Source organism: Pedobacter sp. Leaf41, assembly GCF_001422545.1.
Lineage (GTDB): Bacteria > Bacteroidota > Bacteroidia > Sphingobacteriales > Sphingobacteriaceae > Pedobacter.
Genome location: NZ_LMLE01000001.1, coordinates 23,450 through 35,491 on the forward strand (window position 1 = coordinate 23,450; position 12,042 = coordinate 35,491).

Annotated in this window: 9 protein-coding genes; 6 read left to right on the forward strand and 3 right to left on the reverse strand. The window is 38.6% G+C overall.

Annotation, left to right across the window (positions count from 1 at the left end):
* Nucleotides 1-111: 111 nt before the first annotated feature.
* The gene (locus tag ASE92_RS00100) at nt 112-654 is read left to right on the forward strand and encodes a peroxiredoxin family protein (protein ID WP_056848093.1); all 543 of its coding nucleotides are present in this window, start codon (nt 112-114) and stop codon (nt 652-654) included.
* A 111-nt stretch (nt 655-765) separates the two neighbouring features.
* On the forward strand, nt 766-1,371 hold the full coding sequence (locus ASE92_RS00105) for a Pr6Pr family membrane protein (protein WP_162237733.1): 606 nt from the start codon (nt 766-768) through the stop codon (nt 1,369-1,371).
* On the opposite strand, the gene ASE92_RS00110 is transcribed toward ASE92_RS00105, so the two are convergent.
* Nucleotides 1,368-2,258: a bestrophin family protein gene (locus ASE92_RS00110; RefSeq protein ID WP_056848095.1), complete on the reverse strand. Its 891-nt coding sequence runs from the start codon at nt 2,256-2,258 to the stop codon at nt 1,368-1,370. The genes ASE92_RS00105 and ASE92_RS00110 overlap by 4 nt on opposite strands.
* A 138-nt stretch (nt 2,259-2,396) precedes the next feature.
* Between ASE92_RS00110 and ASE92_RS00115 the strand changes: the two genes are divergently transcribed.
* Together ASE92_RS00115 and ASE92_RS00120 are read left to right on the forward strand one after the other, a co-directional pair.
* Nucleotides 2,397-3,920 (forward strand): MFS transporter, encoded by a 1,524-nt coding sequence (locus ASE92_RS00115; RefSeq protein WP_056848096.1) that lies wholly within the window; start codon nt 2,397-2,399, stop codon nt 3,918-3,920.
* A gap of 11 nt (nt 3,921-3,931) precedes the next feature.
* Nucleotides 3,932-4,183, forward strand: a complete 252-nt coding sequence (locus ASE92_RS00120; RefSeq protein ID WP_056848097.1) for a DUF6814 family protein — start codon at nt 3,932-3,934, stop codon at nt 4,181-4,183.
* Nucleotides 4,184-4,410: 227 nt separating this feature from the next.
* On the opposite strand, the gene ASE92_RS00125 is transcribed toward ASE92_RS00120, so the two are convergent.
* Entirely contained in the window at nt 4,411-5,595 is a 1,185-nt protein-coding gene (locus ASE92_RS00125) for a class I SAM-dependent rRNA methyltransferase (RefSeq protein ID WP_056848098.1), read from the reverse strand.
* Nucleotides 5,596-5,744: 149 nt separating this feature from the next.
* On the reverse strand, nt 5,745-6,779 hold the full coding sequence (locus ASE92_RS00130; RefSeq protein ID WP_056848099.1) for a LacI family DNA-binding transcriptional regulator: 1,035 nt from the start codon (nt 6,777-6,779) through the stop codon (nt 5,745-5,747).
* A 265-nt stretch (nt 6,780-7,044) separates the two neighbouring features.
* Here ASE92_RS00130 and ASE92_RS00135 point away from each other — a divergent pair, with 265 nt between their 5' ends.
* Both ASE92_RS00135 and ASE92_RS00140 read left to right on the forward strand, forming a co-directional pair.
* The gene (locus ASE92_RS00135) at nt 7,045-10,233 is read left to right on the forward strand and encodes a TonB-dependent receptor (protein WP_056848100.1); all 3,189 of its coding nucleotides are present in this window, start codon (nt 7,045-7,047) and stop codon (nt 10,231-10,233) included.
* Nucleotides 10,234-10,244: 11 nt separating this feature from the next.
* Nucleotides 10,245-12,041 (forward strand): RagB/SusD family nutrient uptake outer membrane protein, encoded by a 1,797-nt coding sequence (locus ASE92_RS00140; protein WP_056848101.1) that lies wholly within the window; start codon nt 10,245-10,247, stop codon nt 12,039-12,041.
* Nucleotide 12,042: the final 1 nt, after the last annotated feature.

The following is a 12,042-nucleotide window of genomic DNA, read 5'->3' on the forward strand; positions in this document are numbered from 1 at the left end:
ATCTTTGCACAACAAAAAATAATAACCAACCAAACTATCAGTCTTGCCGGATTTTCTGGCGAGACTTTTTTGTATAGTTGCATTGGCATATTTGATTTATCTTTGGTGATTATGAAAATCTATTTTTTCTGTTTTATTCTCCTTCTTGGCTTCACCACGAAAGCACAAGAGGCTTCAGTAAAATGGGCTACTCAGGAAACTTTTTTCGAAGAATTGATAGGAAAAGATTTACCCTATTTCAAAGGCTTGAGAACAAATCGTAAAATGTTTTCAAAAACAAGTTTGAACAATCAAATCGTGGTGATTAATTTCTGGTTTGAAAACTGCCCGCCGTGTATTGCAGAGATGCCAGAACTCAATAAATTGGTGGAGAAATATGCTAAGAAAGGCGTTCGTTTTATAGGCATTACCCACGATGCTCCAATTTCAGCAAAACATTTTCAAACGAAGAACGATTATCAATACGAAATTGTAAGTTTAAGCAAGGTTGATATCGCAAAGCTTAATATTAACCACGGCTTTCCTTCAAATATTCTTGTGGATAAAAACGGTAAAATCATCGCCGCAATGGCCAATATCTCTTATGTTGATCAAGAATTCAAAGAAAAATCAGTTCTATTTGAACAGAGCCTGCTACAAGCACTCGGTAAATAATCGGTGATGACTTAAAATTCGATGTTCCTTATTGCCAAGCATTGTGGGTAAATACTTACCTTGCTTAACCATTAACACATCCCTAATATGAAATCATCTCCTGCTATAAAAATGTATTTAGCATTCGGCGCCGCCGTGGTTTGGTTTGCTTTAATTTTGCAATTTATAGTGAGTCTAAAAGCTGCTGACTATGATTTTCTTTCAACTACTAAATTATACTTATCCTTTTTTACCATCACTACAAATATTATTGTTGCCATTTGCTTTGGTACAATAATTCTGTTTAGCAAGACTAAATTAGGAGTTTTCTTTTCCAAGCCATCCACCCAAACAGCAATAACAGTTTACATTTTTGTAGTAGGCATTATATACAACGTGTTGTTACGGGGTTTACTTAGTCCTGTGGGATGGGCCAGGGTTGCTGACGAGTTGCTCCATGTTGTTAACCCACTAATATTTCTAGGATTTTGGATGTTATTCGTCATTAAGCAAACGCTGCAATATAGAGATGCTTTCATTTGGTTGCTTTATCCATTAGCTTACATTGTATTTATTGTAATCCGTGGATATTTAATCAACCAATATCCTTACCCATTTATTAATGTGGTTGATTTGGGCTATCCAAAAGCACTATTGAATGCCTTTGGCTGCCTGTTTCTTTTTTGGATACTTTCCTTATTATTAATTTGGATTGGGAAGAAGCTAGCTAAAAGCTAAAGTACATATTCTTCATTAATTGGTTTAATAGGCTCTGGAATTTCATTTTCCTCCATCATTTGCAGCAGATTAATTTCAATTGTTCTGGTAATCTGATTTAATGGAATTCCTGCAGAATTATTCTCAAACGGATCAACCAGGCTCATTCCATTGATTTGAGTGGATACAAACACAAAACCAATTAACCAACCTAAAAATATTGACGCCGGTCCTGCATCCTGACTGATTACCAAAGTAAAAGTAACCACGAATAACCAAATAAAAACCTTTGTTAAATAGGAATAGGTAGTTGGGAAAATGGTGTTTTTTATCCTTTCGCTCATGCCCATAGAATCCGAGAAACGCACTAACATTTCGTTAATCTCAATAAATCTAAACCCATCAATATGGTTTCCTTTGGACAACCTTTGCAGGTCTCGTGATTGAATATTTAAAATTGCATTGTGCGTATTGTTATGCTTTTCAATTTCCTTCAGATCTTCTTCGGGTAGGTACTTGATGTATATCTCATCAATGGTTCCTCTCAGGCTAGCCTTCAAAGCATATAAAAATGCAATATGCCTGCAAATCATCCGCTTTGCGGTAGCCGGGTCATCATCAACATAATTAAGCAAAGCCCTTGTAAAAGACCGTGAATCATTTACCAGTGCACCCCAAATTTTGCGAGCTTCCCACCACCTGTCGTAAGCCTGGTTATTATTAAAACCGATAAAAAAAGCTATCGCGGTACCCAAAACAGTTGGTATAATGGTGGGTATCACGAAGTGATGTGCAATCAAATATTCTCTAACGAAGTATGCTGCGGTGCAGGAAGCGATCATGATCAGATCAACATGCCAGGTATTTCTTAAAATTCTACTAAGTCTAATGTTTTGTATTAAAAGCATATTATGTTTAATGGAGATTGAAAATACAAAACAAATGCTGAAATGTTTGCTTGTGTAACAAATATAGTTACAAAGAGTGCAGGTTGCCGATTGTCATGCAAATGTTTATATTGGGAAACCAAATATTCCTAACATCTTATGAGCGAAACTTTACCAAAGAACAATATCTTTAAAGTAATCGGTGCCTCATCACTCGGCACACTAATCGAATGGTACGACTTTTATATTTTCGGCAGCTTAGCCGTTATTATTGGCCATCAACTTTTTCCGGAGGATGCAGGCGCTTCAGCTTTGATTAATACATTAGCCATCTTTGCGGCTGGTTTTATCGTCCGCCCATTTGGGGCCTTGGTTTTCGGGCGCCTGGGCGATTTGATTGGCCGAAAATATACGTTCCTGTTAACCCTGGTATTAATGGGCGGATCTACTTTTTTTATTGGTTTAATACCGTCTTACAAAAGCATCGGCTATGCAGCGCCTATTTTAGTGCTGATTTTACGCTTAATTCAAGGCCTGGCGCTAGGTGGCGAATATGGTGGTGCCGCAACCTATGTAGCGGAGCACGCCCCAAAAGATAAACGCGGATTTTTTACCAGCTGGATCCAAACTACGGCTACATTAGGGCTGTTTTTGTCGCTCGGCGTTATCGTGATTACCAAGAACATTTTAGGCGCCGAAACTTTTGGCGACTGGGGCTGGAGAATCCCATTTCTCCTTTCTATTTTATTGGTTGTAGTGTCTATTTATATCCGGATGAAGATGCACGAATCGCCCATGTTTTCTAAGCTGAAGGCGGAAGGCAACATCTCTAAAAATCCTTTGAAAGAAAGTTTTAACAACAAAGCCAATTTTAAAATGGTGCTTCTTGCCCTTTTTGGAGCCACTATGGGGCAAGGTGTAATTTGGTATACGGGTCAGTTTTATGCGCAATCGTTTTTAGAAAACACCTGTAAGCTCGATTTTAACGATTCACGCTATATTTTACTTTGGGGAATTGCTTTTGCAACACCATTTTTTGTAATATTCGGAGCCTGGAGCGATAAAGTTGGCCGGAAGTGGATTATGTTGAGTGGAATGCTTTTAGGCATCGTTTTTTATCGCCCAATCTATCAAACATTTTTAGATGATACTGATTTTAGCAAAGTAGAACAAAGCGATATTTTAACCTCAAAAGCGCTCCCTTCAAGCGCCTTGTTAATTGGCAACAGCACTGATAGCTTAAGAACTTCGGCTACTCAGGTAATTCTGAAAAATGGAGCGAGCTTTAACGTGGTAAAAACGGATACGGTATCGAACCAGCGTGGCATCATTTCAGGAGGCGAAATGGTAAAAGATAAGGTGCTGCCAACACCTGTTTTTTGGAAATTTGTAGGCCTGATTTTCTTTCAGATTTTACTGGTAACCATGGTTTATGGTCCAATTGCTGCATTTCTGGTTGAGCTTTTCCCAACAAAAATCCGCTACACTTCTATGTCGCTTCCATACCACATTGGCAATGGTGTTTTCGGGGGATTAGTACCTTTTATTGCTACTTTAATTGCCAGTTTTGCTGGCTCAACGCCATTATCTGGTTTATGGTATCCCATCGGAATTGCGACATTAAGCTTGATCATAGGAACAATTTATCTATCAAACAAAAAGGACGAAAGTATTAACGATTAAATATTTTACAAATGAACGCGTTAAAGAAATTTTTAGGTTTAGTATGGATGATTTTAGGACCGGTTGCGATGACTTTTTTGTTTATTCAGGCGGTAGAAAAAGTGGGCTTAACCCATACTGATATTGAACGAACAAATACCATGTTACAGTGGGGGATTATTCTTTTTATCTTCCTGCCGATTAGTTTGGGTTTGATGATTTTCGGGTTTTATGCCTGGAAGGGCGAGTATGATCAATTGCCCGAAAATTCGGAGGATATATAGCATTTTGCCACGAAAACACGGATTGACACGGAAAAATAACATTCAAGCTCCGTGATTTCTATGTTTCAGTGGCTAATAATTTTTTACAATTCAGCCCACGCTCGTTTCTAACGAGCGTGTTAATAGCTGTTTTGTTATAGGTATTTTATGCGATGCAATCGCTAAACTATTTTGCGCCCGTTAAAAACGAGCGCAGGCGGCACAGCGCCTGACTTACAGGTGAACTTTTATAAAACCCGTAACAACAAGCCCTTCAGATATTCTCCTTCAGAAAAAGAAATTCTAACTGGGTGATCTTCAGGTTGACAAAACTGTTTAATGATTTGAACTTCTTTACCTGCATCAAGCGCTGCCCAGGCAATAATTTGTTTGAAAGTTTCGATATCTACGGCGCCAGAACAAGAGAAAGTCGCTAGTAAACCACCCTTCTCGAGCAAAAGCATACCTAATCTATTCAAATCTTTGTAGGCTCTTGCCGCTCTATCCAAGGCCGAACGAGATGGTGCATACTTTGGTGGATCGAGTACAATAACATCAAATAATTCGCCCGACTCTTTAAAAACTCTCAACTGTTTATTTACATCAGATTGGATGGCTGTAACTTTAGCGGGATCAAATTTGTTAAGCGATACATTTTGTTTAAGGGTATCTACGGCTAAGCCAGAACTGTCTACACTGGTAATACTTGCTGCCTCACTTGCTAAACTATTTAAGCTGAAACCGCCACTATAGCTAAAACAATCCAATACTTTTTTGCCTTTGGTATAACTGGCTAATATTTTTCTGTTATCGCGTTGATCGCAATAAAAGCCAGATTTTTGACCTTCGGCGATGTTGATATGATAAGCAATACCGTTCTCTTTAACTTCTAAAAACTCTGGTGGATTTTCACCCCAGAGCAAACCGTTTTCAACTGGTAAACCCTCATGAGTACGGGCAGTAGCATCGCTTTTATCGAAAATTCCTTTAGGTTGAAGTTCCGCTTTTAAAATTTCTACTATATCATTTTTAACGCTCTCAATTCCGGAACTCAAAATTTGTAGAGAGAGAAAGTCAGCATATTTATCGACGATTAAACCCGGTAAAAAATCAGCTTCGCTGAATACTAAACGGCAGGTATTGGTTTCCTCGCTAAGGATAGATTGACGGGAAGCAATGGCCTGCTTTAAACGGTTTTCATACCATTTTTTGTCGATGATTTGTGTTTCATCCCATTCTAATAAACGAACGGCAACTCTAGAATTACTGTTGAAATAGCCATAGGCCAGAAATTCATGATCAAAGGCGGAAACTTTAACCACTTCACCATTTTCAGGCTTTCCTTTTACTTTTTCAAGTGCACCCGAAAATACCCATGGATGTCTTTGTAGTGCAGCTTTTTCTTTCCCCTTTTTTAATACGATTTCTACCATGCAGCAAAGGTAATAATTAGTTTGGAGTTGGGAGTTCGGTGTCGTGAGTCATAAGTCTCGATTCGTGAATTACGCAAGCCTTTAAGTTGTGTAGCCGGAAAAATTGAACTTTGGAATCGCTTACCGCAAAACGCCCAAAGCAATCCGCTTTACAAAAATCTGTTTCCGATGTTTTTCTGCATTCTTACCAGCTCAGTATCAAGAATTTTAGTCTCAAATTCAGTGATTTCCCTCTTGGCCTCAATCATCGAAATTAAAAGTTCAGTAGCTACTTGCCCCATTTCAAAAGCGGGCTGTTTAACCGATGTTAGGGATGGAGAAAATAATTCGACCAGGTTGGAATTAGTAAAACCGGCAATGGCAATTTTATGGGCCACCTCGGGATTGGTTTTTTTCAAAGCCATGATACAACCGGTGGTTAGTCTATCGCTGGAGATAAAAATACCATCAGGTTTATAAGGCAAAAGTTCTTTTACTGCTTGCTCCAGTTCTGCAGAATGCATTCCTCCGTGCTGGCAATATTTTACTAATTCAGGTTTAAATTCGATATGATATTTTGCCAAAGCCGCCTGATAGCCTTTTAAACGCTCTTTGGTGATGGATAAATTTTCAGAATTCGTCAAATGTGCAATCGTTCTCTTCCCCGATAAAATCAGGTGTTCAGTAGCGTCAAAAGAACCTTTGAAGTTGTTAGCAATCACTTTGTGTGTGTCAAAATCTTCAGGTACGCGATCAAAAAAAACGATCGGCAGTCCTTTTGAATATAAATTCCGGAGATACGTGATGTCTTGTGTTTCGGAAGAAAGTGCGATGAGCAAACCATCAATCGATCTTGATGCAAGATGCTCCACGTTAAGTTTTTCCTGTTTGTGCGACTCGTGACTTTGAGAAATAATTACGTGGTAGCCGCGATCATAGGCGATGGATTCTATACCGTTTATTACCTGTGAAAAGAAGTTGTTGGCAATCTCACTCACAATAATGCCGATGGAATAACTTCGCCTTTCCTTTAAACTTAGGGCTATGGGATTGGCCCGATAATTTACCTTTTCCGCATAAGCTAAAACAAGCTTTTTGGTTTCTTCACTAATCTCATAACGATCTCGCAAAGCTCTTGAAACCGTCGAGGTTGATAGTCCGAGCGCCTTGGCAATGTCCTTTATGGTAGAAGTTTCAAATCTCATTTTATGGTAATGCGTACAAGTTACAAAAAATATATTTTATGGCATTCTTGAAAGCTATATTAATAACCGTTAAAACGACGTTTTTGGGAACGTTTGCACACTTTTTTAGTTAAATCTGGTTTCAAACCATTTTAAGTTTGTAAAATTGTTACATCAATCTAACCAAATATTAACCAACAAAAACATGCTGCAGTAGAATTATATTCTTTCTGCAATGAATTACCCAATTCTTTAGCAATTAACTATTCAATAAAAATTAATAATTATGAGCAAATTTCTACTCGTTTTATCATTTCTATCTGTTTTTGTGTTTTCTGAATCCAGGGCACAAACCAAACAGTTTACGGGAACGGTTAAAGACAAGGCAGACGGACAACCTTTAGTGGGCGTTAGTGTAACTGTAAAAGATTTGAAAACCGGTGCCAGTACCGATGCAAATGGCGTATTTAAAGTTACCGTACCTCAAAAAGGCGGTGTGCTTACGTTTACTTACATTGGGTATAAAACCCGGACCATCACACTTGCTGACCAAAGCAAATTGGATATCACTTTAGAAGAAGATGCCAATACATTGCAAGAAGTAACCGTTAATATTGGTTACGGCGTGGTTAGGAAGAAAGATTTAACCGGAGCAGTTTCTTCCGTTGGTGCAGATGTAATTGCAGCGGCGCCCGTTTCTTCAGCATTAGAAGCCATTCAAGGTAGGGTAGCCGGGATTAACATTGCCACTACTGAAGGTTCGCCTGACGCAGATTTAGTGGTTCGTGTTCGCGGTGGCGGTTCAATCACTGGTGATAATTCTCCACTTTATATTGTTGATGGTTTCCCGGTTGCTTCGATCGCTGATATAGCGCCGCAAGATATCGAGACTATTGATGTATTAAAAGACGCATCATCTACCGCCATTTATGGGTCGAGAGGTGCAAACGGAGTAATTTTGGTTACTACCAAAAATAGTAAAGATGGCAAAACATCGGTAAGCTACAATGTTTTTACCGGCGTTAAGCAGTTGGCTAATAAACTGGATGTTTTAACGCCAATTGACTATGTTACCTGGCAGTATGAAAGGGCGCTTTTAGACAAAACGCCAAATGATTACACGCAGTATTTTGGCAACTATCAAGATATTGATTTGTATAGAAATGTACCTGCTAACGATTGGCAGGAAATCATCTTCGGTCGCACCGGAACTACGTTTAACCAAAACCTAAACATTAGCGGCGGTGGCGAAAAAACGAAGTACAGCTTAAGTCATAGCTTTGTGAAAGACAAAGCCATTATGCAGCTTTCAGACTTTGAAAGACAGAATATTAACTTCAAATTAAATCACAAATTATACAAAGGCCTAACCCTTGATTTTGGTTTGAGATACGCAGATGCTAAAACAAAAGGTGGTGGCGCAAATGAACAAAATGAAGTTTCTTCTGCCGATTCTCGCTTAAAAAATGCCATGCTTTATCCATCATTTCCAGTGCCGGGATTAACCACTACTACCGAAACGGACGATGAATTTAATTTATACAATCCATTGATTTCTATATCTGATAATGATCAGTATGTACACCGTAAAACCTACAACATTAATGGGGCAATTAGTTATGATATCATTGAAAATTTAAGATTGAGGTCTGAAGTGGGCTATGATGGTTTTAGAAACGATATGGATCGCTTTTATGGCACCACAACTTATTACGTTAGAAATGTGCCGTCAGCGGAGAACCAGAATCTTCCGGCAATTATATTCACCAATACCAATAGAAACAGCATCAGAAACACCAATACCTTAAATTATAATTTCAGTAAAATATTAGGTAAAGATCATAACCTGAATATGTTATTGGGCCAGGAATTTATTAAAACAGAATTAGGTGTTTTAACCAACGTGGTGCATGGATTTCCAAAATCTTTTGGTTTCCAGGAAGCAAGAGTATTATCAACGCAAGGAAAAGCCAACTCAATTGACAATAACTTTTCTCCAGATGATAAGTTACTTTCATTTTTTGGAAGGGCAAACTATGATTTTCAAGGAAAATACTTGTTAAGCGCCACATTTAGAGCAGATGGTTCATCTAAATTTTCTCCGGAAAATCAATGGGGATATTTTCCTTCAGTTTCTGGTGCCTGGAGAATTTCGCAAGAAGACTTTATGAAAGGAACTAAAGCATGGTTAACAGATTTGAAATTAAGAGCAAGTTATGGTACGGCTGGTAACAATAATATTCCTCCCGGCCAAATGAACCAGACTTTCCAAAACTCTGTAACCACATGGGTTAATGGCTTTAATAACTACTGGGCAGCATCAAAAACAATGGCTAACCCCGATTTGAAATGGGAAACTACGGTAACTAAAAATATCGGACTGGATTTTTCATTATTCAATTATCAACTTACCGGTACCATTGATGCTTACTTAAACCGTACGAAAGATTTATTGCTTCAATTTCCGGTTGCTGGTACTGGTTACGATTTTCAATACCGTAATATTGGCGAAACACAGAACAAAGGACTGGAGTTTTCATTGAACTGGAATGCCATTAAAAAAACAAATTTTGATTTGAGTTTCAGTGCCAACATTAACTTCAACAGAAACAAAATCATCTCATTAGGGGCAATTAAAAACATCAACGGTACATCCAATTGGGCATCAACAGAAATTAATGTCGATTATTTAGTAGAAGAAGGATCATCAGTTGGAAGAATTTATGGTTATCGCAATGCAGGAAGATATGAAGTTTCTGATTTCTCTGGATACAATGTAACCACGGGTGCCTGGACCTTAAAACCAGGAGTAGTTGATGGCAAGGAATTTTTAGGAACGATTCGTCCAGGTACAATGAAAATTGAAGACCTTTCTGGCGATGGCAAAATAGATCTTTCAGACAGAACGGTTATTGGAAATGCAAACCCATTAAATACCGGAGGTTTTTCTGTTAATTCCAGAATTTATGGCTTTGATATTGGTGCTTACTTCAATTGGAGCTACGGTAATGATATTTATAATGCCAATAAAATTGAATATACATCAACAAGTAAATACAGTTCCAGAAATATGATTTCCATTATGGAAAGCGGCAGCCGCTGGAATAATCTTCGTGCAGATGGAACCATCAGTAACGACCCTGCGGAACTTACAGCGATGAATGCGAATACTACTTTATGGTCGCCATATATGAAAACTTTCGTTTTAAGCGATTGGGCTGTAGAAGATGGATCCTTCTTGCGTTTATCTACATTAACATTGGGTTATACTTTGCCATCAAGAATATCTGAGAAGCTGAAAATGAAAAAATTGAGACTTTATGCATCTGCCTATAACCTTTGGTTATTAACAAATTACACAGGTTTCGATCCAGAGGTTTCTACCCGCCGTAGAACCAACCTTACGCCGGGAGTAGATTACTCGGCTTACCCTAAAAGCCAGTCGTTTGTATTTGGTTTAAATGTTAATTTCTAATTTTTAAGAATATGAAAAAGATTATATATATCCTGTTTGTTATTGCAGGGATAACTACCTTAAATAGTTGTAAAAAGACACTGGAAGCACCAACTAAATCATCTTTGGATGAATCAGTAATTTTTTCTACGCCAGGTTTAGCAGAAGGAGCAGTTGCTGGAATTATCCAGTCTTTTGGCGAAACCAATTCTTATCGCGGTCGTTTTTTAGTGTTCTATGGCATCAACAACGATACTGAAGTAAATAATGGTTTAAAAGCAACGGCTGATGATAAATCGCGGCTTTCAAATTACAACGCCAATGTAAATAACGGGCAAATGAATACAGATAACAATGCCTGGGCGAAATTTTATGAAGGCATTGAACGAGCAAACTTAGCAATTAGAGGTATCCGAACTTATGGTAACATTTCAAGTAGTCCTCAAATGGCGCAAATTCTAGGCGAAATATTAACGCTTCGTGCCGTTTTATATAATGATTTAATTAAAGGTTGGGGCGATGTTCCTGCCCGTTTCGAACCCATTACAACAGCCACAACTTATCTGGCCAGAAATGATAGAGATGTAATTTATAAACAACTTTTAAAAGATTTGGATGAAGCAGCAGGTTATCTGCCATGGCCAAATGAAAATGCTACAACTGCTAAAGTAGAGCGTGTAAGCAAGGCTTTTGCTAAAGGTTTAAGAGCACGTTTGGCCTTGGCCGCAGGAGGTTATGCACAACGCTTGGATGGTACGGTTCGCCTAAGCACCGATGCCGAGTTATCAAAAGATAAAATGTATGCCATTGCCAAAAAAGAATGCGTGGATATTATTAATAGCGGCAAACTTCGCTTGTTGGGTTTCGAGGAAGTTTTTAGAAAACTTAATGAAGAGGCCGGTGCAGCAGGATTGGAATCTATTTGGGAAATTCCTTTTAGTGAAGGTAGAGGCCGCGTGATTTTTGATTTGGGAGTGAAGCATTTAAAAACAGATAAATACACCGGTCAGAATAAAGGTGGCACCAACGGGCCTAACCCAATTATGCTTTATGAGTATGAAACGGGTGATGTTAGAAGAGACGTTACCGTGGTGCCTTACGAATGGGATGGTGGCACCGGCGACACAGGCGGATATCAGGTTCCTTCGAGTTTAGGCCGTTTATACTTTGGTAAGTACCGTTACGAATGGATGAAAAGACGCGTAACCTCAACCAACGATGACGGCTTGAATTGGATGTATATGCGTTATGCCGATGTAGTTTTAATGGCCGCTGAAGCCATTAATGAATTGGATGGACCAGCTGCTGCAGCTCCATATTTAAAAATGATCCGCGATCGTGCTTTCCCTGGCAATGCAGCAAAAGTAACTTCATTTATGGCATCTGCAACTGCATCTAAGCAAACATTTTTTGATGCGATTGTAAACGAAAGAGCATTGGAATTTACAGGCGAAATGTTGAGGAAAGGCGATTTGATTCGCTGGAATTTGCTGAATACAAAAATTGCTGAAGCAAAAACGAAGTTGCAACAATTAGAAAACAGGCAAGGTAAATATGCAGCACTTCCACTTAAAATATATTATAGAACAGCTGCCAATGGAGAAACTGTAGAGATTTATGGTTTAAATTTTGGCGATACCGATGCCCAGGGCGTGGCTTTAGGTTATACTGCTAATAAAGCCTGGACGATGGCGGCCACCGGTGATGCTTCTACTTATTGGGATGCGCTAGCGGTTAAAGATCCAAACGCACAACAAGTTTGGCCGATATGGCAGGTTTTCTTAGACTCATCTAACGGATTGTTGAACAACAAAAACTTGAACTTATAAG